Below are 22,520 nucleotides of genomic sequence, written 5' to 3' on the forward strand. Positions count from 1 at the left end.
TCGAAGTCACGGAAGGTGACGAAGGTCCCGGACAAGGCCGGGGATATCCCGAAAAAACCGGCCCCACCTGCCTCGATGCTGCTTCAGCCGACCCCGTACCGACAGGTCCGCATAGATATTTCCCGTCAGAAACACTTCTGTACGAGGAAAGACCGCGCGCCAGAGCATATTTGGTTTGTCCCTCCACGGGGCCTGAAAAATCGCAATGATCCGAGCGCTCCCGGGCGCCTTCGCCGCGACGCGGTTGCGCCACTCTTGTGAAGGTTCCGGCCAAGCAGGGGCCACTGATTCGGGAAGAAGACTTTCAAGGAAGGGCCGGACAGCGGCCAGGGCACCTGTGGCCGCAGCGAGCTCCAGGAGCGGCTCAGACTGGGACCGCCGAATGGCGCCCGCCAGATACTGAAGCTCCTGTCGACAGGCGGGTAGCTCGGGCGACCGCAAAGCGTGCAGAGCCAGAAACAGGATTCCAAGCTCGTTCGAAGGGACCCTCAATTGCTGTCCTGCGAGTTCCATGCTCACGGTATGTTGCCACAGATACTCGAAGCAGTCCCTGTGTGGTTTTTCCATTCCTGGAAAGCGGAAGTGGACGTCAACGCAACAGGGCCATTCAGGGTGATCAAGTGTCACCGAGTGCTTGGGGAAGGTGACGTTGTCTGGATCCGACGGGCGCCCCCGCCAGCCCCGTTCGGAGAGGCCCTGGAGCAGTTCCTCGAGACGAGCCGGGTCCACGAAGACGTCCACGTCTGCGGATATTTTGGCTTCACGCAGCCCCTGGATGACGCTTGCTGGTCCTTTGATGAAGAAGACCCTGATGCCCAGACTGTCCGCCAAGCGTGCCACGAGGGCGTGGCCGAGAAGCACACCTTCCTGGATCCTTAGCTGGGTTTGGTCGCCAGCGTTTGCCATGGGACGCCTAGATCCTGACCCTGCGGCCGACGGAAATGGCATCCCCTACTTCGCGGGTATCCGCGACCCGCCAATCGTCGACGGGCTCAGGTTCGGCAGACGCCGGCGCGGGAGTCGCGGAATATGTTCCGTAGTAGGAGTAGGCGTCCCTTCCCTTGGTGGGGACGTAGTTGAGAACGGCTCCCAAGACGCGCCCCTTGACCTTCTCAAGGTTCCCCAGGGACTGGTCCAGCTGCTCCTGGGTGGTCCTGCCGGTCCGGATCACCAGGATGGCGCCGTCGGCGGCGCGCGAGAGAACAGCAGCGTCCGTCACGGGAAGAAGCGGTGGTGCGTCGATCAGGACCACAGCATCCTTGGCCAACGTGGTGAGCATGTTCTTCATGGCGCGGGAACCCAGCAGCTCGCTGGGGTTCGGCGGGATGCGGCCCGATCCCAGGACTGAGAGGTTGGGCAGCGCGCCCCAGGGCTGCAGGACGTCGGCGAGCTCGGCCGTGCCCGTGAGCACATCGGTGACCCCAACTCCCGGAACAAGGTTGAAGACGTCCACCAGCGTGGGCCGGCGGAGGTCGCCGTCGACCACCACGACGTTTTCGCCTGCTGCCGCCATGGTGACCGCAAGATTGGCCGTCACCGTGGACTTGCCCTCCGCCTGCATCGAGCTGGTGACGACGATAATCCGGGGCGGGTTGTCCACGTCCACGAAGCTGAGGTTGGTCCGCAGCTCGCGGAGAGCCTCCGCCATAGCCCCGCCGGCGTCATGGAGTTGCGCGGCGGTGCCGGCGTCCACGATGGTGCTCTTCCCATCCAAACGGTGGTCCACCGGGAGGGTGCCAATCGCGGGGACGCCGAACAGCCGCTCAATGTCCGCAGCCTTCCGGATACGCCGGTCCAGGTGCCGGCGGATCAGCGCATAGGCAACACCCAGGGCCAGCCCGACCAGGGCGCCCAGCGCGAGGTTCAGCTTGGTGTTGGGTGACGTGGGGCTGGTAGGCAGGACGGCTTTGCCCAGCGGGAGTACACGGACGGCCGTCGCTGCACTCGCCTGCGGCCCGGCGTCGGGTGTTGCACCCGTACTGGCCTGTCCCGCAGCGTCGGTGGCAGGCGCCGTTTCAATGGCCTCCACCTGGGCGGCCAGGCCATTTACCCAGGCATCAGCCACCCGCTGGGCTGTTGCCGGATCCGTGGACTGCGCAGTGACCCTGATTTCTGCCGTGTCCATCGGAACCTTGACGCTAATGCTGCCAAGAAGGGCATCGGCAGTTGTCTTCAGGTCCAGGGCCTGGATAACCCGGTCCGCGACAAGGCGGGATTTCGCTACGGACTCATAGTTCTTGACCTTTGCCTTCGCCAGGCTGTCGCCGGCCAACGCCAGGCTCACGTTGTCCGAGCCCGGCGTGACCACTATGCCGCTGGAATCAGAGGAGTAGATCTTTGGCTGGAGGACGGTCCACCCCGCTGCCCCCAAGGTGGCCAGCAGGGTGAAGGCGACGATGGCCTTCCAGTACACCCGCAGGATAGTGAGGTAATCCGCCAAGTCCAGGCCCGGGGATGCCTCCGGGGGCGTGGTGGTTGTGCTCATAGTGGTTCCTTAAGCTCAGGTTCTTGATGTGCCCGTGCAGGCGGTTCAGTTTTCGCCGCATTCCAGGATCGACGTGGCGATGAGTTGCTCTACGGCCTGGGCGACGGCGGCCCGGTAGCCTTCAGGTTTGCCGTGTACCTTCGCCACGTGTTCAGTCAGCTGGTCCAGCCCTACCGGGCCCGAGCAGGCCTCCCAGATGGCGGGTCCGATTCCGCTCAGGCGGACTATGTCTTGGTCCAGCATGACCAGCAGGTCGCTGCCGATCTTCACCGCGTCTTTCGGTGCCCTGCGCCGGATACAGCCAGCCGGGAGGGGTGCCCGTTGGGGATGTTCTTCAGCGACTGGTTCCCACTCCGGCTCTGGCCTAGCCTGAAGCTGGAAGAGAGGCTCCAAGGCCGCCGGCAGGTCCGCTGCCTCCGAATAGGTCACCTGCCACACTCCCCTGACGCTCTCGATGAGGCGGCATAGCGACTGCAGAGGATCCACGAATTCTGCCTGCGAGGACGATTCCGGGATCAGGGCCAGCAAAGCGTCGGCCAGTGGTACCCGTTTCAGCACCGGGGCCGCCGGACGCTCCCCTTGGACCCGGTCCAAAAGCACGATGGACTGGATGAAGGGCATGGCCGGGGCCGGCTGAAGTCCGAACTCATCCGGTCCTGCCTGGCGTTTGGGTGCACCGGCTTCCTGCTTGACCGATAAGGGCTTGGGATATGGAACCACGGAGCCGTCCCATGCGATGGCAACTGTCTCGTCAGTGACATAGCCGTACGTCCTGGCGAGCACGGACGCTGCGGTGGTCTTTCCTGTTCCAGACTTGGCCACCAAAGCCACCACAGCCCCTGTGCCCGGGTCACCCACCCCGCAGGCGTGGAGCATGGTCAGTTCACCGGCATTGGCCAGAATCGCGGACACGGTGAGCCGGGACGTGAGGTTCTCAGCAAGCTCGTCAAAGGACGCGGCCCCGATATGGAACGTACCGTCCCCGTACTGCATGGCGGCGCAGGTGACTGAGGCCGTGAACTGACGGTCTTCGGTGGGTTCCATCGGCTCCGGCGGCAGCAGCGGCTCAAGGCTGCCGCTGATACAGCGGGCCCAGGCGATGCTCATTGATGCCCGCTGCTGCCACGTGACCGCACGGCCCCAGCGGACCACAAACCGCTGGCCCATAATTTTGAGGCACAGCAGGTCACCGCCCCGTGCCAATTCATCGAACAGGCGCTGCTGCCATGCCGAGCGTGCGCTCCCGGTGATTCCCGCGGAGGTCATGCCGTTAGTGTGAAGTGCCGGAGGCAGCCTCGATCAGGCGCTGCGCTTCGAGGCTTGCCAGGAAGCCTTCCACCTGCGCCTGCATCTGGCCTGAGTGGTCCTCGAAGGTGGCCTCCAGCTCGGCGAAGATGTCCCGCTCGCTCCGCTGGCCATCAATGAGGTCCCAGATGACCGCCGCCGGCCCCTCGAGAACCACTGGCTGGTTTGCGTCGAGGTGCAGCAGGGCGACGCGGGCCCGGGGTTCTGTACAAACCTCTGCGACCAGTCCGCCGCGTTTCCAGACCATGACTAGAACTGGATATGGGGGTCGGGGCTGACGGCCGGGGTCAGCGTGAGGGAGCCACCGATGTTTGCAGTAAGAACCACCGAAGTGCCCATGACAAAATAGTAAGAAACGCCAGTTGGTTTAGGGTTGACCGATTCGTAGTTATACGTGATCGAAAAGACTTGCGTCTGGCCCGCCCCAAAATTAGTCAGGCTATACGAAAAAGACTTTGTTGACTGGTGCTGCGAGTAGGTAATTGAGCCGGATGATGCGGCAGGCGCCAAAGACTCGGCACCGATTCCTACAAGCACTGTTCCCTTCGGCGTCATCGTTACGGTAACGCTGACAGTACCTGTAAATGCGGAGGTCCCCGTATTCTTCAGGCTAAGAGTAGCGGGGGCAGCACCGCCGTAGATCTTGCCTCCGCCTCCGATTTTGGAGTATTGCGGAGCAGCACCGTAAGACCAAGTTGCCGTTGCACTGATGGGCCCCGGCGACGCCGCGGCGGCCGGAGCAGCGATGGCGGTGGCGATAACCGGCAGCGACCAGGCGACGCCCGCAACTACCCTTCGGCGGCTGAAGCCGTTCTCTTCCGTACCTTCAATTTCCGCATCCAAAACCTCAGACAAAGGTGCCCCCAGAGTAAGTTCCTAAATGCCGCTGCCTGTTTGAGACCGGCAGCGCGCAATAGCCGGAGTTGCCCGGCTTCGCCCACTCTCGCGAACACAAATAAAGATTTCTGCAAACGCGTTGAAAGGTTTACTCAAGAATTCTGCAAGGCCTCTTGATCAAACTCGTTTAACTAAGGGATCCCGTGAACTTCGGCTCGCGCTTCTCCTGGAACGCCCGGAAGCCCTCCGCGTAGTCCTCGGTTTTGCAGAGGCGTGCCTGCTCGTCGTTCTCCTCCTGCATGGCCTGCCACAGGCCCAGGCGCTGATCACGGATATGCGCCACCAGCTCCTTCGAGGCCACGAACGCCCCGGTGGCGCCGCCAGCAACCCGCGAGACAATCGCCCGCGTCGACTCCAGCAGGTCGGCCGCAGGCATGGCGCGGCTGAACATGCCCTGCGCCACCGCCTCGGCGCCGGAGATTAGGTCCGCCGTGTAGATCAGGTCCAGCGTCCGGTGCATGCCCAGCCGCTCCGTGAAGTACCAGTGCCCGCCCGAATCCAGCGTGGCCCCCAGCTTGGCGAAGGGCGACCCGAACTTGGCGTTCTCCGCCACGTACACCACGTCCGTGGCCAGCAGCAGTCCCAGCCCCACGCCCAGGCACGCTCCCTGCGCCGCCGCGAACGTCGGCGCGGGGAAGGACGCCATCTTCTTCAACAGCGGCTCCACCAGCCCGCCCAGGTACGCGGCGGCGTCGTCGTTCTCCGGGGTGACCTCGGCGATGTCCCGGCCCGCGCAGAAGGCCCGGCCCTCTCCCCTCAGCAGCAGCGCCCGCACCTCACCGCGTGAGGCGGCGGCAGCAGCGTCGTCGTACGCTTGTGCTAAATCCCGCAGCGCCTGCTCATCCAGCGAGTTCAGCTTGTGCGGCGCGTCCAGCACGACCTCGGCGATGCCGTTGCTGATGGAAAGGGAAATCATGGGGCTCCTTTGTTGTGAAAAGACTTAGACGTCGAAGTCGACCGTGACTTCCTTGCTGGTGGGGTGGCTCTGGCAGGTCAGGACGTAGCCCTTGTCCAGCTCATCCTGTTCCAGCGCGTAGTTTTCGTCCATGGTCACGGTGCCGGTGACCACCTTGGCCCGGCAGGTGCCGCACACTCCGCCGGCGCACGCGAACGGTACGTCCGGGCGGACCCGCAGCGCCGCGTTGAGGATGGACTCGCGGGCGTGGGTGGGGCTGGCCACCTCGCCCTGCAGGCCGTCCAGCTTGAACGTGATCTTGTACGTCTCCTTGGACTCGTCCACTATGACGGGACGGCCGGCCTGCCCCTCCGGGCGGTCCGGCTTGCCCGATGTGAACAGCTCGAACCGGACGTTCTCCGGCTTCACCCCGCGCTCGGCCAGGGTGTCCCGGCACAGCTGGACCAGCTCGAACGGCCCGCACAGGAACCACTCGTCCACATCGTCCGCGTGCAGGGCGGTACCCAGCAGCTGCTGCAGCTTCTCGGCGTCGATCCGGCCGGAGAGCAGCGGCGCGATCCGCTGCTCCCGGCTCAGCACGTGGTGGATGGCCAGCCGCTGCGGGTACTTGTCCTTCAGGTCTGCCAGCTCCTCCAGGAACATCACGTCCATGGCGGCCTTGTTGGCGTAGATCAGGTCGAACCGGGTGTCCGGATTGGCGGCCAGCAGCGTCCGGGCGATGGCGATCACCGGGGTGATGCCGGATCCGGCGGCGATGGCCACGAAGTTCCCGGCCTCCCCGGCCAGGTCCTCCGGGTGGTTCATGGAGTTCATAACGTTCTGGTCCACGGCCACGCCGTCGCGGCCGTGCTTGGACACGAACGCGCCCATGGGGCTCATCACGTCCAGGGTGTCCCCGGCCTTCAGCTCGGCGTTGGCCCACGTGGAGAACAGCCCGCCCAGGTCCTTCTTGATGGCCACGCGGATCTCGCTGGTGCCGTCCGCGAAGCTGCGCGGCTCGGCGCAGATGGAGTAGCTGCGGCGGATTTCCTTCGGCTCGCCGCTCTCATCCGGCAGCGTGGTGCGCAGGGCCACGTACTGGCCGGGCAGGTAGTCGAACTTGCCGGCGAGCTCAGCCGGTACGTGGAAGGCGACCTCGATGGCGTCATCGGTGAGCCGGCGCACCTCCTTCACGGCCAGGGTGTGGAAGGACGGACGACGGCGGCCGGTCACCTCAGCCTCTTCGGCGGCGGTCTGGCGGACAACAGGCATGGGGGCTTCCTTACAGGACTTTGAAGTAGTCGAACGGTTCCTTGCAGTCCTGGCACACATAGAGGGCCTTGCAGGACGTGGAACCGAAGCGGGTGAGTTCCTTGGTGTTGAGGCTGTTGCACTGCGGGCACTTCACGGCCAGGCTCAACCGGATGGGGCCGGAATGGCCGCCCGCCCGGGAGTTGCCGCTGGGCGGGGCGATGCCGTACTCCTGCAGCTTCTGCTTGCCGGACTCGGTCATCCAGTCAGTGGTCCACGCCGGGGAGAGGACCAGGTCCACGTGCACGTCCTGGTAGCCCTCCTTGGCGAAGGCGGTGTAGAGGTCGTCCCGGATGGCGTCCATGGCCGGGCAGCCCGAGTACGTGGGCGTGATGGTGACGGTGACTTTGCTGTCCGTGACCTGGACGTCCCGCAGGATGCCCAGGTCCGCGATGGTGAGCACCGGGATCTCCGGGTCCACCACGGTTGCCGCGATGTCCCACGCATCCTGCTGCGGGGTGCGGGTGCGGGATTCGAAGTCCGAGACGTACACGGTCACCAGCTCGCTCCGGGATGCTCGCGGGCCAGGACCTGCATCTCCGCGAGGATGTAGCCCAGGTACTCCGAGTGCTTGCCCTGCCGGCCGCCGCCCGGGGCTGCGGGCACGTCCGGAACCTCCAGCCCGGCCTCGTTGAGGACCTCGGCGGTGAGGCGGTCAAAGTCTTCCCGCAGGCTGGAAGGCGGGACGCCGGCACCCGCCTGGGCGAGCCTTTCGGTCAGTTCGTCGTCGCGGAAGAGTTCCGCAACGTACGGCCACATGGTGCGGAGGCCGTGGATCATCCTGGTGCGCGATTCCTCGGTGCCGCCGGCGAGGCGCAGGACCCACTGGGCGCTGTGGTCGCGGTGGTAGTCCACTTCCTTGACGGCCTTGGCGGCGACGGCGGCCAGGGTGGCGTCCGTGGACTCGGTGAGGCGGCGGTAGAGCTCGTACTGGTAGTAGCTCACCACGAACTGGCGGGCGATAGTGGCCGCGAAGTCCCCGTTGGGCTGCTCGAACAGCTGGACACTGCGGAACTCGTGCTCGCGGCGGAAGTAGGCCAGGTCATCCTCCGACTTGGGGGTGTCGTCCTCCTTGGGCATGCCGGCGCCGGCGTAGGTGAGGAAGCTGCGGGCGTGGCCCAGTTGGTCCAGGGCGATGTTGCCCAAGGCGATGTCCTCCTCCAGCTCCGGTGCGCGGGAGATCCAGTGGCCCAGGCGCTGGGCGAGGACCAGGGCGTCGTCGCCCAGGCGGAGGGCGTACTCGGCGACGTCTTCGCTGGGCTTCGCGAGGCCGGTCTTGACCTCGAGTGCGATGTCCTCCGGACGGAGGGCGTTGCCGGGGGTGATCCGGGTGGCGGAGGCGTTGGCTTCGCTCACAGGTGCTTCACTCCCTCGCTCTTGGTGTAGTACGTGGCGTGCCGGTAGTCCTTGCCCTGGGGCGACTCGAAGAAGGAACCCTTGGAATCGGGATCGCTGGCGGCGATGGCGTCGGCCGGGACAACCCAGATGGAGACGCCCTCGTTGCGGCGGGTGTAGAGGTCGCGGGCATTCCGGAGGGCCATGGCGGCATCCGGGGCGTGCAGGGATCCGGCGTGGACGTGGCTCAGGCCGCGGCTGGACCGGACGAAGACCTCCCAGAGGCCCCAGGTGGAGCGGTCATGGCGGTCAGGGGCCGGGCTGGCCTTGGGGGCTTCGCGGTTGATCTCGGTGGCCGAGCTGGCGGGGGTTTCCGGGTTGCCGTGCGGGCTCATGCTGCGTATTCCTTCTGCATCTTTGCTGACTGTTTTGCTGCGTAAGCCGCCGCTGCCTCGCGGACCCAGGCGCCGTCGTCGTGCGCTGACCTCCGGCGCTCAAGGCGCTGGGCGTTGCAAGGGCCACGGCCGGCCAGGACTTCGTGGAACTCGTCCCAGTCCAGCGGCCCGTGCTCCCACTTTTTGGTGTCCTCGTTGAAACGGATCTGGTCATCGGGGAGGGTGAGGCCCAGGACCTTGACCTGCTCCACCATCATGCCCACGAACCGGTTGCGGAGCTCGTCATTGCTGAACCGCTTGATGTTCCAGGCCATGGACTGCTTGGAGTTGGGGGAATCGTCATCCGGCGGGCCGAACATCATCAGGGCCGGGGCGTACCAGCGGTTCACGGCGTCCTGCGCCATCTGCTTCTGCTCCGGGGTGCCGTTGGAGAGTTCAAGGAGGATTTCGAAGCCCTGGCGCTGGTGGAAGGACTCTTCCTTGCAGACGCGCACCATGGCGCGGCCGTACGGGCCGTACGAGGCGCGGCACAGCGGGACCTGGTTGCAGATGGCTGCGCCGTCCACCAGCCAGCCGATGGCGCCCATGTCCGCCCAGGTGCGGGCCGGGTAGTTGAAGATGCTGGAGTAGCGGGCCTTGCCGGCAATGAGGTCGTCCATCATCTTGTCCCTGGACTGGCCCAGGGTTTCCGCTGCTGAGTAGAGGTAGAGGCCGTGGCCGGCCTCGTCCTGGACCTTCGCCATGAGGATGGCCTTGCGCTTCAGGCTGGGGGCGCGGGAGATCCAGTTGGCCTCCGGCTGCATGCCGATGATTTCGGAGTGCGCGTGCTGGGAGACCTGGCGCAGGAGGGTCTTGCGGTAGGCCGCCGGCATCCAGTCGCGGGGCTCGATCCGCGAGTCCTCGGCGATGATCCGGTCAAAGTGGGCCTGGCCTGCGGCGTCCTCTTCCGGGGTTAGCTCAGCCGGCACTGACTGCAAGTTCTGCGCTGCCATGGTTGCTCCTATGCAAAGACCTGTCGGGCGTCTCGGAATTATTTACCGACCGTTCGTTCAGGATATGCGGGAGCGCGCGCGGGCGTCAAGCGTGCCGCCCTCTTTTCGTATGCGCCGGTCCATCGCATGACCGGCCGTCGGCCGCTGGCCACCACCGGTTACGCGGGCTGCCCTCCCAACGCCCCATCACGTCCTGCCACCTTTTCCCCAACGCCCCATCACGTCCTGCCACCTTTTCCCCAACGCCCCATCACGTCCTGCCACGTTTTCCCCAACGCCCCATCACGTCCTGCCACGTTTTCCCCAACGCCCCATCACGTCCTGCCACGTTTTCCCCAACGCCCCATCACGTCCTGCACATGGCGCGGGCCGTCGTCGTCCTCTGCGGGAGCGGCGCAGCCACGCGGAGCGCCGACGACGCGCCATCCCATGTTCGACGCGCACTTTCCCTTGCGACCCCCGAATATGCGGCGCGAGAAGGAATGTGCGCCGCGGAAGGGAATATGCGCGTCGCGGTCGGGGGTCGGGAGGGGCCGTCGTCGTGCATTGCCGCCGAATTCCCTCCCCGCGGGGGCGCCAGCACTATGTCAACTCTGGTCTGCCTCTGATCCCGGGCATACAATGACCACGCCTTATTTGGCCCTGACAGCATCACAGCGCGGGTGCGCCACCCCATATAGCGACAGACACCGTTGGAAGGTGGATCGTCATGAGACGGTTCCTGGCCCTGCTTATTGCCGTTGCTTTGACGGGCGTCGCCATGCCCGCCCTGGGCGCCAGCGCCGCCCGGGCCGCAGCCGGACCGTGCATCGGGGCACCTCCCGCCGACGGCACGTCCTACGCGGAAACCCGGCAATTCGTGGACGCCCAGTCCTGGTGGATGCCGGACGCCGACCAGGCCAACAACTCCGTCACCAACAACGGCCACGTCCACCTGGGGGCCTGTATTCCCGAGCGCGAGACCATCAGTTCCGGCAACTTCACCGTGAACGTGCGGGTGGTCCTCCACGACAACCCCGGCACGGCCGACTACGTCTCGATGGTGTTCCTCACGTCCAGCGGCGAAACCGCGGTCCAGAAGTGCTACCTGCGGGCCGCGGCAGCGGACTTCGCCTGCCCCGGCCCGTCCAGCACGGGCGGCGGCGACTTTGTGTGCAGTGAAACCTGCGAGCGCTGGCTGACATTCTCGCGGCCCCTCTCGGCATTCAGTCATTCGGGCCTGCAGGAGGTCCACCTCCGCGCGTTCGTGCCGGAGCCGAACGGCAACGAGATGCGGGCAAGCCTCAACTGGCAGACAGACATCCAGAACGGAAAGTCCCGGTCCGACGCCGCCCGGTACCCGTTCCTGCGCGGCAAGGGCTGGTACACCCACTCCGGGTACTGCGAAGCCTCGGTCCGCAGCGTCCCCATTCCGGACGCCCCGGTGTCCGGCGTCTGGACTCCGGCCGTAGGCTTGACCACCCATCCCAACGGCTCACTCCCGGCAACGCACTCCTTCATCTCGATCGACCCCGACTTCCACTCCGATCCGCCCAACCCCGGAACCGTGCTGTGGGATTCGGCCGGCCCCTACGGGCGGGCGTCCTTCGGTTCGGCGCCCATCGCGATCGACACCAGGACCCTGGCCAACGGCGTGCACAAGCTCCACCTCCGCACGTCGTGCCGGGACAACAAGCTGGGCTCCACGAACTCCGGGGTGACGGTGGTTCCGTTCACGGTGGCCAACTGATCCCGGCTTCTTCGACGCGCGGCTGCAGTTTCGACGCGCGGATTCCCCTGCGCACCCCGCATATCCGGTTCGCCACGGAATCTGCGCCGCGGAAGGGAATATGCGCGTCGCCAGCACCAGGGCCGGAATTGGTGCCCTGGCCGCCCAAGGTGCGGGCCGTCGTCGTGCGTTCCTGCCGATTTCGACGCGCGGCTGCGGTTTCGACGCGCAGATTCCCCTGCGCACCCCGTATATCCGGTTCGCCACGGAACCTGCGCCGCGGAGAGGAATATGCGCGTCGCCAGGACCCGGGCCGGAATTGGTGCCGTGGCCGCCCAAGGTGCGGGCCGTCGTCGTGAGTCCCTGCAGTTTCGACGCGCGGCTGCAATTTCGACGCGCGGATTCCTCTGTGCACCCCGTATATTCGGTTCGCCACGGAACCTGCGCCGCGGAGGGGAATATGCGCGTCGCCAGCGCCAGGACCAGGCCGCAGTGCACACCGGCGGGGCACGTTTCTTAAGCCTTTCTTAGGAACTGTGCGGGACGATCGAAGCAGAGACCAGGACAGAACCCTGTCCACCGCCGGACCCCCGAAGGATTTTCGTGCACCAGCCCGCCCATGACCGCCATGAGACTGCAACGCCCCGCACCCGCGCTGCTGCCGGCACCCAGTTCCCCGCGCTCCCCCAGCCCCGCCACTGGGTGCTGCTGGGCGTGCTGCTGTGCGCCGCCGTCGTCGCCCTGGGCCTGACGGTGCAGCTGACGCCCGGCGAAACCACGGCCGAGCTGCACGTGGACCAGGACCTCAGCCAGCACCACGTGGCCGCGCTGACCGCCATAGCCATGGTGATCAACGTGCTGTTCGCTCCCGTGGCAGGCGTGTGCATCATCGCGGCGATCGCCCTGGTCCTCTGGCTGGTGCACCGCGACTTCCCGAAGGCGATCGCGTTCGGGCTCACGGCGTGCTCCGGCTGGGTGGCCAGCGAGGTCTTCAAGCTCATCATCGCCCGGCAGCGGCCCAACCCCGGCCTGCTCTACGACCCCCTGGCCCCGGAAACCGGCTCCAACAGCTTCCCCAGCGGCCACGTTTCCTTCGCCGTTGCCCTGGCCTTCGCGGTGTACTTCCTGAGCCGCGGCACCCGCTGGTCCAAGCCCGTGGCCGCAGCCGGCGCCGCCTTGCCCGTGATTGTTGCGTGGTCGCGGGTATATGTAGGGGTGCACTACCCCACCGATGTGATTGCCTCCTTCTTGGCGGCAGGCGCCGCGGTGGTCCTGCTCGCCGGACTCTGGAACCGTTTTGGCCCCCGGCTCCTGGACCGCCTGCCCGCAGCGCTTACCGCCCCTGCCAGCCGACACTAAGGACCCCCGTGCACACCATCCTCGCCGCCCACGCCATTTCCGGCGTCGCCACCGCCAGCGGTTCCCCGTCCCTGCTGGACCCGGCCAGCCTCCTGGAAGGGTTTGGCCCCGCCGCCCTGGGCGTCATCGCCGTGATGGTCTTCATCGAATCCGGCGTCCTGTTCCCGTTCCTGCCGGGCGACTCGCTGCTGTTCACCGCCGGGCTCCTGCACCAGCAACTGAACCTCGCCCTGCCCGTCCTGATCGGCGTGGTCACGGCCGCCGCGGTGGCCGGCGACCAGGTGGGCTTCCTCCTGGGCCGCAAATTCGGCCGCCGGTGGTTCAAGGACGACGCCAAGGTGCTCAAGACCGCCCACCTCACCGCCACCGAGAACTTCTTCCACCGGCACGGCGGCGCCGCGATTGTCCTGGCCCGCTTCGTGCCCATCATCAGGACCTTCGCGCCGCTGACCGCCGGGACCGCCCGGTACGGGCACAAGGCGTTCACTCTGTGGAACATCGTGGGCGCGCTGGCGTGGGCCACGTCCGTGACACTGCTGGGCACCTGGCTGGGACACTACGAGGTCATCGCCAGGAACATCGACGTGATCGCCATCCTCATGGTCCTGGTGTCCGTGGTGCCGTGGGGCATCGAGTACCTCAAGCACCGCCGCAGGAACCGCCGCGCCGCAGCGGAGCAGGCAACGGACGACGACGGCACGGACCTTGGAGCCGACGCCGCGCCATCGCTCGACACGGCAGCCAGCACCTCCGGCCGGGACAGCGGCACGACAGAATAGCCGCATGACACCTGCGGACCGGCTCTCCCTGCTGCTCGCCGAGGACGACCCCGCCCTGGGCCCGCTCATCACCGAACTGCTGGAACCGGATTACCGGGTCCGGCTGGCGGTCACCGGGCAGGAGGCCCTGCACCTGGGGCTCACGCAGCCCTGGGATGTGATGGTCATTGACCGCGGGCTGCCCATCCTGGACGGCCTGGGCGTCATCGCAGCGCTCCGGTCCAAGGGCATCGGCACCCCCATTTTGGTCCTCACGGCGCTGGGCGAAACCGACGAGAAGGTCCGCGGGCTGGACGCCGGAGCCAACGACTACATGGCCAAACCGTTCGACGCCGGTGAGCTGGCCGCTCGCCTGCGCGCCCTGACCCGGACCTTCAGAACCCCCGCTGGGCCGGTGGGGATCGGCACCTGGGAGTTCGACCCGGCGTCGCGCGCTGTTCGCTCCCCCTACGGGGACCTGGTGACGCTGACCGCCAAGGAAGCCGAAGTCCTGGCGGCTCTCGCGGCCGAGCCCGGCAGGGTGTTCACCCGCGATGAACTGCTCGCCGCGCACTTCCAGTCCACGGACCAGCCCGGCGTGATCGACACGTACGTCCACCACCTGCGCCGGAAGATTTCCCGGACCGTGATCCGCACCGTCCACGGCGTGGGCTACCAGATTGGCGACCCGTCATGACTTCTGGCCCTGCTGATCCGGACAGGGAAACCCTTCGCCGCGCGTCGCTCAAGGTGGCCCTGCGGATCAGCGCCGGGGTGGCCGTCCTGGTGCTGGTGCTGCTCGCCGCCGCTACCGTGTTCCTGATGAACAAGCTGGCGCACCCCTCGGTGCCCTCCTCCCCGGCCTACACGTACCTCGATTCGAGGGACCTGATCGAGGGGATGATCCTGGCCGGGCTGGCGGGAATTGTGCTGGCCGGCGTGGTGGGGTGGGTCAGCGCGCGAAGCGCCATCCGGCCCCTCGGCGAGGCCCTGGCCCGGCAGCGGCGCTTTGTCCAGGACGCCAGCCACGAACTCCGCACGCCCCTGGCCATCCTGGACACCCGCATCCAGCTGGCCCAGCGCAAAGCCGAGCCGGGGTCAGAATCCGCGCAGGCCCTGGCGCGGATCCGGGAGGACACCGCCACCCTGACGGGGATCGTCAACGAACTGCTCCTGGCCGCGACAGCGTCCGCACCTTCCGCCGGCGCGGAGCCTGCCGATGCTGCCTCTGTTGCCCGGTCCGTCAGCGAAAGTCTGCAGGACCTGGCCCGGCAGCAGGGTGTCTCCGTGGAGTTCTCCAGTGGCGGCCAGGCTTTGGTCCGGGTGGACCCCGGTTCGCTGCGGCGGGCGGTCCTGGCACTCGCGGACAACGCACTGGCCCACACTCCTTCCCGCGGCCGGGTAGCCATCAGTTGCTCTGTTGAAGGGTCCCGGGCGGTGATCCTGGTGGCGGATACCGGCTCCGGGATTACCGGCGTGGACCCGGGCCGGATTTTTGACCGGTTTGTCCGCGCCCCGGGACTGGACGGGGACGGCGGCCGCCGAAGCTTCGGAATTGGCCTGGCCCTGGTCCGCGACATCGCGACGGCGGCCGGCGGGACCGTGGAGGTGGCCCGCACCGGGCCCGGGGGAACCACCATGCGGCTGGCACTCCCCCTGGCGCTCCCCCTGGCACCGGACTGACCGGGGCTGACCGCTGAGGTGCGTGCCGGCGTGGTGCGTGGGCCGCACTGCGTGGGCCGCGTGCCGCCGTCTTTCGCTGCCGTTTTCGACACGCGCCTTCCCCTCCGCGGCCCACCCTCCTTAGCGACGCGCACCTCCGTTTTCGACGCGCACCTTCCCCTCCGCGGCCCACATTCGAGTCGCGCCATGGAATATGCGCGTCGGCGGGGAGTAAGCGAGTCGCGAGGGGGTATCCGCATCGGTGCGAAGGGGGGCGGATGACTCGGGTATTGACGGTCCACTTGTTTTTTGCAAGTATCAGCCTTATCCGCACCAACCCCTTGGAAAAGAGACCATAATGACCGCAATGTTCGTCAACCTGCCGGTGACCGACCTGGAGCGCGCCAAGGCGTTCTACACGGCGGTAGGGTTCACCATCAACCCCCTCTTCACTGACCACAACGCGGCCTGCGTGGTGGTGGAGGAAGAGCACAGTTACTTCATGCTCCTGGTCCGCGAGTACTTCCAGACCTTCAGCGAGCGTCCCATCGGCGACCCATCCGCCACGGTATCGGCCACCACCGCGATCTTCCTGGACAGCCGGGATGCAGTGGACTCCACCGTGGCCAGCGGCCTCGCGGCCGGGGGCTCGGAAGCGCAGCCCGCATCCGATTACGGCTTCATGTACCAGCGCCAGCTCACGGACCCGGACGGCAACATCCTGGAATTCGGCTACATGGACCCGGCGGCCGCGCAACAGGGACCCGAAGCCTTCATGAACCAGCAGGCCTGAGGTCCATGGCCGCACGCGATTACGGGCAGTACTCCGGGATTACGCAGGCCATGGAGATCGTTGGCGAGCGGTGGGCCCTCCTGATTGTCCGCGACCTGCTGGTGGGGCCGCGCCGCTACGGGGAGCTCGCCGCCGGGCTCCCCCGCATCCCCACCAACATCCTGGCCGCGCGGCTCAAGGAGCTCCAGGCCGCCGGCGTCATCCGGCGGGCTCCCCGCTCCCGGGTGATCGTCTACGAACTGACGCCGTACGGCCGTGAGCTTGAACCCGTGATCCTCGCCCTTGGCGCCTGGGGTTTCAAGGCCATGGGCGATCCCCGCGAGGAGCAAATCATCACCCCTGATTCAATGACCATGGATCTGCGCACCACCTTCCGGCCGGACGTGGCCGCCACCCTGCCGGCCACCGCCTACGCGGCGCACTTCGGTTCCACCGAGCTCCTGATCCGGGTGGATGGACCCAGCCTGGACGTCCGGCGTGGCGACGGCGCGGCCGACCTGGCGTTCGCCAGCGGACCGGGCATCCGGCGGCTTATCGCCGGCGAACTCGCCCCCGACCGCGCCATCGAGAGCGGCGTGGTCCAGGTGCTGAGCGGACAAGGGAACCTCCTGCACCGCTTCGCGGACACGTTCCATCTGGCGGCCTGACCCGCTAGCCTGACCCGACACCCTTGACGCACCTACATGTACCGCCTCTGAATGGAGCACCGCGATGACCAAGACCCAGGAAACCGGCACCGTCGTCAGCATTCTGTCGCCCGACGGCACCTCCCTCAGCGTGGAGCGGATGGGGACCGGACCCAGCCTGGTCCTGGTGGACGGAGCCTTCTGCGGCCGCAACTTTGGGCCCTCCCGCGCCCTGGCGAACGAACTGAAGGATGCCTTCACGGTGTACTTCTACGACCGGCGCGGGCGCGGGGACAGCGGCGAGACGCTGCCGTACGCTACCGAACGGGAAATCGAGGACCTCCAGGCCGTGCTGAACGAGGCCGGCGGGAATCCTTTTGTCTACGGGATCTCTTCGGGCGCCGCGCTGGCCCTCGAGGCTGCCGCGGCGGGAGTTCCAATGCGCGGCCTGGCCACGTATGAGGCGCCCTACACCGGTGTCCAGGGCGCCGACGGGACACCGGGGAGCCACCGCGAACACCTCGAGGCCCTGCTGCGGGACGGCAAGCGCGGCAACGCCGTGTCCTACTTCCTGGTCAAGATGGTGGGGGCGCCGGCGTTCCTCCCTTACATGCTGCGCCTCATGCCCGGGGTGTGGAAGAAGCAGACGGCGGCGGCCAACACCCTGCCTTACGAAACCCGGGTGACCAACAACTTCGTGGCCCCCGTCGATCGGCTCCGCACCATCACCGTGCCCACCCTGGTCATGGTGGGCGGCAAGGCCCCGGACCCCATGGCGCAGGGGCAACAGACCATCGCGGCCGCCGTTCCCGGCAGCGAGCACCGCGTCCTCGATGGCCAGACCCACCAGGTTTCCGCCGCCGCCATCGCCACCCAGCTCAGGGATCTCTTCCGCGGAGACTAGGCTGCCCCCGCTGCCTTGGAGTTGCCGACGGCGGGGCGCGGCTCTTACTGGCGCGCCCCGCCGTCGTGCTTTCCCTGGTTGGATCTGGAGCTGCGGGCGCTGGCGACCGGAACCGTCAGGCCGCCCATCCACGCCCAACGGCTTCCAGTGCCTGCACGTATACCCCGGCCCAATCGGCTCCGGGCGGCCCAACCTGCGCCAACTCAAGGCTCACGAGGCCGTGGACCTGTCCCCAGATGGCTGCCGCGACCAGGTCCACGGGTGCCTCCCGCAGGGTCCCGGCGGTCTGTGCAGAAGCGACCGCGTCTTTCAGGGGCTGCATGGCATCCATGGCCGCATCGGGGTCTGGCTGGCAATCGACGTACGCGGCCAAAGCGCCGCCGAACATCAGGCGGTAGAGGGCCGGGTGCTGGAGTGCCCAGGCCCGGTAGGCGTTCCCGAGCCCCTGGAGGCCGCCGCCGGCTGCTGCGCGCTGCGAATCGCCGAACGAGCGGAACCCGTCCTCCACCACTGCTGTCAGGAGCTGGGCTTTTCCGCCGAAGAGTGAGTACACAGCCGTGGTGGACGTTCTGGCCGCGGCGGCCACGTCCCGCAGCGTCAGCCGCGCGGGACCACTGCGGTCCACCAACCCGGCGGTGACGTCCAACAGGTCCCGCCTCAGGGAATCGTTATGCACAACAGGTCTTGCCATGGACCCCATTGTTTCATAACCTTGTTTTGTAACGGTGTTATGAAACGATCGAGCGAGGGAGTTCCCATGGCGCAGAAGGTATTTCCGGGCCGGTACACCGCCGACCCCGCACGGGAATCCGTAACCGTCTTCCTGATCGGCATGCGGGCCAACCGGTGGTGGAAGATCGGAACCGTGGGCAGGGTCGGTGCCGCCATGGGGCGCATGCTCCAGCACCTGGCCGCTGTCCCCGAAGCGGGAATGCTCGGCTACCACCAGTGGGCGGGGCGCACCACCATGTTGGTCAGCTACTGGGAGAGTCCGGAGCACCTGCGGAAGTTTGCGGCGGACCGGGACGCCCCTCATCTTGAGCCTTGGCGCCGCTTCATGAAGGAACTTGCCGGGAGCGGAGACGTCGGCGTCTGGCACGAGACGTACCAGGTGCCGGCCACCGGCATCGAGGTCGTTTACAGCGGAATGCCGGTCTTTGGGCTCGCCAAGGCAACGACACATGTCCCGATCGGCGCAGGAACCAACACCGCCAAGCAACGGATGGGCCACGCCGGCGCCTAGGGGAGAAACCCGAGCCGCTCCGGCTCGGGTTTTCGACGCGCGGATTCATCCTCGACGCGGGCGCTCCCTCCCGCGGCCCACATGTGGGGCGCGAAAAGGAGCATGCGCGTCAGCGGGGCAAATGCGCGTCCCTGATGGGGGACGGTACGACTGGCCAACAGGGTAAGCCGCTTATCCACATAACCCCGGACTGCCGTTCCGGTGATGCGCTCTGCACGCCACCGTTGATACATGACCGAACTCCCGCCGTTCCTGCTTTCGCGGGACCGCATTCTGCACGGGCTCAGCGCCAACGATCTGGCCAAGCGCGTGCGGTCCGGCACCCTCGTGCGGGTCCGGCACGGCGTGTATGTCGACGGACCAACGTGGCGGGACCTGAAGCCTTGGCAGCAGTACCGCGTCAGGGTCCAGGCCGCCGCGGAAACGTTTGAAAAACCCACAATCTTCGCCAGGCACTCCTCAGCCAGCGTGTGGGACATCCCGTTCATCGGGCAGAACCACCCGGTTCAGGCCCTCACGTTGAAGAACGACGGCGGGAGGTCACGCGCCGGAGTCAGCCGCCACTTCGCTGCCCGGTCGGGCCTGAGGGCGTGCTGCGTGGAGGGGCTGCTGGTCACCGACCGCGTCCGGACTGTCCTGGACCTGGCCGCATTCAGCCCCTTTGCCGAAGCCATGGCACCGCTGGACCACGTGCTCCGGCCGGACCTGGCCCGTCAATTGCCTGCCCTGACCAAGGCTGAACTGGAAGCGGGCATCGGGAACATCTACTCCGCTGCGGCGGCGCGACGGATCCGGGCCGCCATCGCTTTTGCCGATCCCGCGTCTGCTTCGGCCGGCGAATCCTGGAGCCGCGCACTGATCCACGTGGCCGGCTTCGAACCCCCTCTCCTCCAGCAGCGCTTCACGGACGCCGCAGGTCTGGTGGGGTACTCGGATTTCTACTGGAAGGAGTCGCGGATCATTGGCGAGTTCGACGGTGAGGAGAAGTACGTCAAACCCGAGTTCCTCAAGGGCAGGACCACATCCGAGGCAGTCCTGGCTGAGAAGAAACGCGAAAACCGACTTCGTTCTTTGGGATTCCGCGTGGAGCGGTGGGACTGGGCGGAGCTCGCTGCGGCTGGAACGCTGGAACGGAAGCTCGCGGCGGCGGGGGTGGGCCGGCGTCGTACGCGTTCCGCTGTTCTCGACCCGCAAAATCCCTTGTGACGCACCATCTGCCGCGCGCGGCGCTTATGTGGGTGGCGTTCAGGAATTTGCGCGTCGGGACTGAACCCCAGCAGCGGTGTCCGGCAACCCGTTCGGTGAAGTCACCCTCTGGCCCGCCATGCGTCGGCCCCCGCAGCTGGTGAACCAACCGAGCCGACTTCACCCCTCGTTGCATGCAGGCCGCCGTAATACGCTTGGGCGTCTCACCGGTGGCGCTCCTGCTGAAAAGCCATCACAGTAGAAGGTATGGAAGACCAAGGGGATGCAGACGTCACCGGAACCATCGAGCTCTCCGGCGGCTTGCTCCACCTGAAGTGGTCGCCCGGGGACGTGGTCACGGAGGGGGATGCCAGGGCGCTGATGCACCGGGCCCGGGCCCTCAGCGGGGACCGCGCCCTTCCGATGCTGGTCGAAATGACAGGCTTGGAATGGATTGACCAGGGCGCCCTGAAGGCCTTCGCCGGCACCTGGCCGGTGAAGTGCGCGGCGGTGGTAGGCACATCCCCCGTAGACCAAACACTGGCCGACTTCTATATGGGACGGCACAAGCCGGCCCATCCCACCCGATACTTCACCTCCATGGACGAGGCACTCGCGTGGCTGAACGAGGATGCGCCGCTGGTGTGAGCGGAGGCCTCCGGGAATTTCTGCTTCTGTGGTTCCATTACGACGCGCAAAACCACATCCGACGCGCAAATTCCCTAGCGCGGCCGGAATCTGCGCAGCGGCAGCGAATACGCGCGTCGAAAACGAATGTGCGCCGCGCGAAAGCGGTTCACGTCTCCTGCGCCGCCACGTCAGACGCCGGCACCTCGGGCGCTGCCCCCAGAGCACGCTGCGTGGCCGCCCAGCTGGCGAGGACCTTCAGTGCGTCCTCTGACGGCGAGCCCGGCTCGGCCGTATAGATGTTGACGCGCAGCCCGGGATCCGCAGGGAGCTCCATCGCCTCATAGGTCAGGTCCAGGTCCCCCACGATGGAATGATGGAGCCGCTTGCGGCCGGTGCGGTGGTACTTCACGTCGTGCCGGGCCCAGCGGACGCGGAACTCCTCGCTGCGGGTGGAGAGTTCGCCGATCAGGTCCGAGAGGTCCTTGTCGTACGGGTTCTTGCCCGCAGTGGACCGCAGCACAGCCACGATGTCATCCGCGGCGCGCTCCCAGTCGGCGAAGAACTCCCTCGCCCTTGGGCTCAGGAAGGTGAACCGCGCGCTGTTGGGCGGGGTGCCGCCGTCGAGCATCATCTCCAGGTACAGGGCCCGGCCCAGCTCGTTGGAAGCCAGCACGTCGCCGCGGTCGTTGCGGACCCAGGCCGGCGCCGAGGTAATCGCATCGATCACCCGCTGCACGCTGGGCCGCACCGTCTGCGGGCTGCGCTTGCGCCGCACCCTCGGGGCAGCCGTGGACGCGCGTGCCAGGTCGAAAAGGTGGGCCGTCTCGGCGTCGTCCAACTGCAGGGCCCGTGCCAAAGCCTCCAGCACACTGTCCGAAGCTCCGGACAGGTTCCCCCGCTCCAGCCGGATGTAGTAATCAATGCTCATCCCGGCGAGCATGGCCACCTCCTCCCGGCGCAGGCCCTTCACGCGCCGGTCGCCGCCGTACGCGGGCAGCCCGGCTTCATCGGGTGTGAGCCTGGCCCGACGGGAGGCCAGGAACTTCCGCACGTCCTCGCTGTTCGTCATGGCACCCACGCTACGCCCCGGGTGGACAGCGAAGGAGGGACTGGCAAGCCCTCCCACAATCCCGCGTACCGAAATAGCGTGGAGGCATGGAACTCACGCTCAACAACGGAATCACACTGCCCGCACTCGGCCTGGGCGTCTTCCAAAGTCCCCCGGAAGAGACGACGGCGGCCGTCCAGACCGCGCTCGAGGTAGGCTACCGGCACATCGACACCGCCGCCGCCTACGGCAACGAGCGCGAGGTGGGCGAAGGCATCCGCCGCTCCGGGCTGCCGCGCGAAGAGGTCTTCATCGAGACGAAAGTCTGGGTCAGCGACTACGGCTACGACGAGGCGCTGCACGCCTGGGACAAGGCGGTGGGCAAGGTGGGCGTGGAGCAGCTGGACCTGCTCATCCTGCACCAGCCCGCCCCGGACCGGTTCGACAAGACCATCGCCGCGTACAAGGCCCTGGAAACCCTGCTCAAGGACGGGCGCGTGCGGGCCATCGGCGTCAGCAACTTCATGCCGCACCACCTCACCCAGCTGCTGGCGGAAACGGACGTTGTCCCCGCCGTCAACCAGATCGAACTGCACCCGTACTTCGCCCAGCGGAACGTCCAGGCGGCCGACGCCGAACACGGCATCCTCACCCAGGCGTGGTCACCCATCGGCGGGATCACGTTCTACCCCGGCTGGGGCGAGAACCGGAAAAACGTCATGCGGGACCCGGCGATTGCCGCCGTCGCGGACGCCCACGGCAAGACCCCCGCACAGGTAATGCTCCGGTGGCACCTGCAGCAGGGCCGCTCCGCCATTCCCAAGTCCACCAACCCGGTGCGCATCGCGGAGAACTTCGACGTGTTCGGCTTCGAGCTGTCCGCAGCTGAACTCGCCGCCATCGACGCCCTGGATACCGGTATCCGCAGCGGCCCGGACCCTGATGTGGCCCGGCCGGAGCGGTTTGCCATGGTCATCCCCGAAGCCTAA

General features: G+C 66.9%; 25 protein-coding genes. 12 read left to right on the forward strand and 13 right to left on the reverse strand.

Features of this window, described 5'->3' with window-relative positions:
* Window positions 1-6: 6 nt before the first annotated feature.
* The 11 genes from NIBR502770_RS13735 to paaA all read right to left on the reverse strand — a co-directional run bounded on the left by NIBR502770_RS13735 (window position 7) and on the right by paaA (window position 9,615).
* Window positions 7-948, reverse strand: coding sequence for a nucleotidyltransferase family protein (locus NIBR502770_RS13735; protein ID WP_371416463.1), 942 nt, complete (start codon window positions 946-948; stop codon window positions 7-9).
* Window positions 914-2,485: a polysaccharide biosynthesis tyrosine autokinase gene (locus NIBR502770_RS13740; protein ID WP_141182288.1), complete on the reverse strand. Its 1,572-nt coding sequence runs from the start codon at window positions 2,483-2,485 to the stop codon at window positions 914-916. The genes NIBR502770_RS13735 and NIBR502770_RS13740 overlap by 35 nt, the downstream gene beginning before the upstream one ends.
* Window positions 2,486-2,530: 45 nt before the next feature.
* A complete protein-coding gene (locus tag NIBR502770_RS13745; protein ID WP_246857282.1) occupies window positions 2,531-3,751 on the reverse strand; it encodes a PqqD family protein in 1,221 nt (406 codons plus the stop codon).
* A 4-nt stretch (window positions 3,752-3,755) separates the two neighbouring features.
* Complete coding sequence (locus NIBR502770_RS13750; RefSeq protein ID WP_141182289.1) at window positions 3,756-4,037, reverse strand: PqqD family protein; 282 nt, start codon at window positions 4,035-4,037, stop codon at window positions 3,756-3,758.
* Window positions 4,038-4,039: 2 nt separating this feature from the next.
* Window positions 4,040-4,645 carry a hypothetical protein gene (locus NIBR502770_RS13755; protein WP_141182290.1) on the reverse strand — a complete coding sequence of 202 codons (606 nt, stop codon included), beginning with the start codon at window positions 4,643-4,645 and terminating at the stop codon, window positions 4,040-4,042.
* Window positions 4,646-4,814: 169 nt separating this feature from the next.
* Complete coding sequence (locus tag NIBR502770_RS13760; RefSeq protein ID WP_141182291.1) at window positions 4,815-5,603, reverse strand: enoyl-CoA hydratase/isomerase family protein; 789 nt, start codon at window positions 5,601-5,603, stop codon at window positions 4,815-4,817.
* Window positions 5,604-5,627: 24 nt separating this feature from the next.
* Entirely contained in the window at window positions 5,628-6,854 is a 1,227-nt protein-coding gene (paaE, locus tag NIBR502770_RS13765; protein ID WP_141159554.1) for a 1,2-phenylacetyl-CoA epoxidase subunit PaaE, read from the reverse strand.
* 10 nt (window positions 6,855-6,864) lie between these two features.
* The gene (gene paaD, locus NIBR502770_RS13770; RefSeq protein ID WP_141183434.1) at window positions 6,865-7,386 is read right to left on the reverse strand and encodes a 1,2-phenylacetyl-CoA epoxidase subunit PaaD; all 522 of its coding nucleotides are present in this window, start codon (window positions 7,384-7,386) and stop codon (window positions 6,865-6,867) included.
* Between the two features lie 2 nt (window positions 7,387-7,388).
* Entirely contained in the window at window positions 7,389-8,249 is an 861-nt protein-coding gene (gene paaC / locus NIBR502770_RS13775; protein ID WP_141182292.1) for a 1,2-phenylacetyl-CoA epoxidase subunit PaaC, read from the reverse strand.
* Entirely contained in the window at window positions 8,246-8,623 is a 378-nt protein-coding gene (gene paaB / locus NIBR502770_RS13780; RefSeq protein WP_141182293.1) for a 1,2-phenylacetyl-CoA epoxidase subunit PaaB, read from the reverse strand. Before paaB ends, paaC begins: the two co-directional genes overlap by 4 nt.
* Window positions 8,620-9,615, reverse strand: a complete 996-nt coding sequence (gene paaA / locus NIBR502770_RS13785) for a 1,2-phenylacetyl-CoA epoxidase subunit PaaA (protein ID WP_141182294.1) — start codon at window positions 9,613-9,615, stop codon at window positions 8,620-8,622. The genes paaB and paaA overlap by 4 nt, the downstream gene beginning before the upstream one ends.
* Window positions 9,616-10,324: 709 nt before the next feature.
* Between paaA and NIBR502770_RS13790 the strand changes: the two genes are divergently transcribed.
* The 8 genes from NIBR502770_RS13790 to NIBR502770_RS13825 all read left to right on the forward strand — a co-directional run bounded on the left by NIBR502770_RS13790 (window position 10,325) and on the right by NIBR502770_RS13825 (window position 17,425).
* Window positions 10,325-11,344, forward strand: a complete 1,020-nt coding sequence (locus NIBR502770_RS13790; RefSeq protein WP_141182295.1) for a hypothetical protein — start codon at window positions 10,325-10,327, stop codon at window positions 11,342-11,344.
* 582 nt (window positions 11,345-11,926) lie between these two features.
* Window positions 11,927-12,682, forward strand: a complete 756-nt coding sequence (locus NIBR502770_RS13795) for a phosphatase PAP2 family protein (RefSeq protein WP_246839858.1) — start codon at window positions 11,927-11,929, stop codon at window positions 12,680-12,682.
* An 8-nt stretch (window positions 12,683-12,690) separates the two neighbouring features.
* Complete coding sequence (locus NIBR502770_RS13800; protein ID WP_246857284.1) at window positions 12,691-13,461, forward strand: DedA family protein; 771 nt, start codon at window positions 12,691-12,693, stop codon at window positions 13,459-13,461.
* A gap of 4 nt (window positions 13,462-13,465) precedes the next feature.
* Window positions 13,466-14,137 (forward strand): response regulator transcription factor, encoded by a 672-nt coding sequence (locus NIBR502770_RS13805; protein WP_141182296.1) that lies wholly within the window; start codon window positions 13,466-13,468, stop codon window positions 14,135-14,137.
* Window positions 14,134-15,123: a HAMP domain-containing sensor histidine kinase gene (locus NIBR502770_RS13810; protein ID WP_141182297.1), complete on the forward strand. Its 990-nt coding sequence runs from the start codon at window positions 14,134-14,136 to the stop codon at window positions 15,121-15,123. The genes NIBR502770_RS13805 and NIBR502770_RS13810 overlap by 4 nt, the downstream gene beginning before the upstream one ends.
* 337 nt (window positions 15,124-15,460) lie before the next feature.
* The gene (locus NIBR502770_RS13815; RefSeq protein ID WP_141182298.1) at window positions 15,461-15,895 is read left to right on the forward strand and encodes a VOC family protein; all 435 of its coding nucleotides are present in this window, start codon (window positions 15,461-15,463) and stop codon (window positions 15,893-15,895) included.
* A 5-nt stretch (window positions 15,896-15,900) separates the two neighbouring features.
* The gene (locus NIBR502770_RS13820) at window positions 15,901-16,542 is read left to right on the forward strand and encodes a helix-turn-helix domain-containing protein (protein WP_141182299.1); all 642 of its coding nucleotides are present in this window, start codon (window positions 15,901-15,903) and stop codon (window positions 16,540-16,542) included.
* A 64-nt stretch (window positions 16,543-16,606) separates the two neighbouring features.
* The gene (locus NIBR502770_RS13825) at window positions 16,607-17,425 is read left to right on the forward strand and encodes an alpha/beta fold hydrolase (RefSeq protein WP_141182300.1); all 819 of its coding nucleotides are present in this window, start codon (window positions 16,607-16,609) and stop codon (window positions 17,423-17,425) included.
* A 115-nt stretch (window positions 17,426-17,540) separates the two neighbouring features.
* On the opposite strand, the gene NIBR502770_RS13830 is transcribed toward NIBR502770_RS13825, so the two are convergent.
* Complete coding sequence (locus NIBR502770_RS13830) at window positions 17,541-18,116, reverse strand: TetR/AcrR family transcriptional regulator (protein ID WP_246857285.1); 576 nt, start codon at window positions 18,114-18,116, stop codon at window positions 17,541-17,543.
* 66 nt (window positions 18,117-18,182) lie between these two features.
* Between NIBR502770_RS13830 and NIBR502770_RS13835 the strand changes: the two genes are divergently transcribed.
* The 3 genes from NIBR502770_RS13835 to NIBR502770_RS13845 all read left to right on the forward strand — a co-directional run bounded on the left by NIBR502770_RS13835 (window position 18,183) and on the right by NIBR502770_RS13845 (window position 20,501).
* Complete coding sequence (locus NIBR502770_RS13835) at window positions 18,183-18,668, forward strand: DUF4188 domain-containing protein (protein ID WP_141182301.1); 486 nt, start codon at window positions 18,183-18,185, stop codon at window positions 18,666-18,668.
* Between the two features lie 231 nt (window positions 18,669-18,899).
* Entirely contained in the window at window positions 18,900-19,874 is a 975-nt protein-coding gene (locus tag NIBR502770_RS13840) for a type IV toxin-antitoxin system AbiEi family antitoxin domain-containing protein (protein ID WP_141182302.1), read from the forward strand.
* A 246-nt stretch (window positions 19,875-20,120) separates the two neighbouring features.
* Window positions 20,121-20,501 (forward strand): STAS/SEC14 domain-containing protein, encoded by a 381-nt coding sequence (locus NIBR502770_RS13845; RefSeq protein ID WP_141182303.1) that lies wholly within the window; start codon window positions 20,121-20,123, stop codon window positions 20,499-20,501.
* A 148-nt stretch (window positions 20,502-20,649) separates the two neighbouring features.
* On the opposite strand, the gene NIBR502770_RS13850 is transcribed toward NIBR502770_RS13845, so the two are convergent.
* On the reverse strand, window positions 20,650-21,552 hold the full coding sequence (locus NIBR502770_RS13850; RefSeq protein WP_141182304.1) for a helix-turn-helix domain-containing protein: 903 nt from the start codon (window positions 21,550-21,552) through the stop codon (window positions 20,650-20,652).
* 86 nt (window positions 21,553-21,638) lie between these two features.
* On the opposite strand from NIBR502770_RS13850, the gene NIBR502770_RS13855 reads away from it, so the two are divergent.
* Window positions 21,639-22,520, forward strand: a complete 882-nt coding sequence (locus NIBR502770_RS13855) for an aldo/keto reductase (protein WP_141182305.1) — start codon at window positions 21,639-21,641, stop codon at window positions 22,518-22,520.

This window comes from Pseudarthrobacter sp. NIBRBAC000502770 (genome assembly GCF_006517815.1).
GTDB classification, from domain to species: Bacteria; Actinomycetota; Actinomycetes; order Actinomycetales; family Micrococcaceae; genus Arthrobacter; species Arthrobacter niigatensis.

Excerpts from the sequence above, each read along its gene's own strand:
- NIBR502770_RS13735 (WP_371416463.1), bottom strand. The coding sequence starts at position 948 with ATGCCATTTCCGTCGGCCGCAGGGTCAGGATCTAGGCGTCCCATGGCA.
- NIBR502770_RS13810 (WP_141182297.1), top strand. The coding sequence starts at position 14,134 with ATGACTTCTGGCCCTGCTGATCCGGACAGGGAAACCCTTCGCCGCGCG.
- NIBR502770_RS13855 (WP_141182305.1), top strand. The coding sequence starts at position 21,639 with ATGGAACTCACGCTCAACAACGGAATCACACTGCCCGCACTCGGCCTG.
- paaE (WP_141159554.1), bottom strand. The coding sequence starts at position 6,854 with ATGCCTGTTGTCCGCCAGACCGCCGCCGAAGAGGCTGAGGTGACCGGC.
- NIBR502770_RS13830 (WP_246857285.1), bottom strand. The coding sequence starts at position 18,116 with ATGGCAAGACCTGTTGTGCATAACGATTCCCTGAGGCGGGACCTGTTG.
- paaA (WP_141182294.1), bottom strand. The coding sequence starts at position 9,615 with ATGGCAGCGCAGAACTTGCAGTCAGTGCCGGCTGAGCTAACCCCGGAA.
- NIBR502770_RS13815 (WP_141182298.1), top strand. The coding sequence starts at position 15,461 with ATGACCGCAATGTTCGTCAACCTGCCGGTGACCGACCTGGAGCGCGCC.
- NIBR502770_RS13845 (WP_141182303.1), top strand. The coding sequence starts at position 20,121 with ATGGAAGACCAAGGGGATGCAGACGTCACCGGAACCATCGAGCTCTCC.
- NIBR502770_RS13790 (WP_141182295.1), top strand. The coding sequence starts at position 10,325 with ATGAGACGGTTCCTGGCCCTGCTTATTGCCGTTGCTTTGACGGGCGTC.
- NIBR502770_RS13740 (WP_141182288.1), bottom strand. The coding sequence starts at position 2,485 with ATGAGCACAACCACCACGCCCCCGGAGGCATCCCCGGGCCTGGACTTG.
- NIBR502770_RS13850 (WP_141182304.1), bottom strand. The coding sequence starts at position 21,552 with ATGACGAACAGCGAGGACGTGCGGAAGTTCCTGGCCTCCCGTCGGGCC.
- NIBR502770_RS13805 (WP_141182296.1), top strand. The coding sequence starts at position 13,466 with ATGACACCTGCGGACCGGCTCTCCCTGCTGCTCGCCGAGGACGACCCC.
- NIBR502770_RS13760 (WP_141182291.1), bottom strand. The coding sequence starts at position 5,603 with ATGATTTCCCTTTCCATCAGCAACGGCATCGCCGAGGTCGTGCTGGAC.
- NIBR502770_RS13745 (WP_246857282.1), bottom strand. The coding sequence starts at position 3,751 with ATGACCTCCGCGGGAATCACCGGGAGCGCACGCTCGGCATGGCAGCAG.
- NIBR502770_RS13825 (WP_141182300.1), top strand. The coding sequence starts at position 16,607 with ATGACCAAGACCCAGGAAACCGGCACCGTCGTCAGCATTCTGTCGCCC.
- NIBR502770_RS13750 (WP_141182289.1), bottom strand. The coding sequence starts at position 4,037 with ATGGTCTGGAAACGCGGCGGACTGGTCGCAGAGGTTTGTACAGAACCC.
- paaB (WP_141182293.1), bottom strand. The coding sequence starts at position 8,623 with ATGAGCCCGCACGGCAACCCGGAAACCCCCGCCAGCTCGGCCACCGAG.
- NIBR502770_RS13820 (WP_141182299.1), top strand. The coding sequence starts at position 15,901 with ATGGCCGCACGCGATTACGGGCAGTACTCCGGGATTACGCAGGCCATG.
- NIBR502770_RS13835 (WP_141182301.1), top strand. The coding sequence starts at position 18,183 with ATGGCGCAGAAGGTATTTCCGGGCCGGTACACCGCCGACCCCGCACGG.
- NIBR502770_RS13840 (WP_141182302.1), top strand. The coding sequence starts at position 18,900 with ATGACCGAACTCCCGCCGTTCCTGCTTTCGCGGGACCGCATTCTGCAC.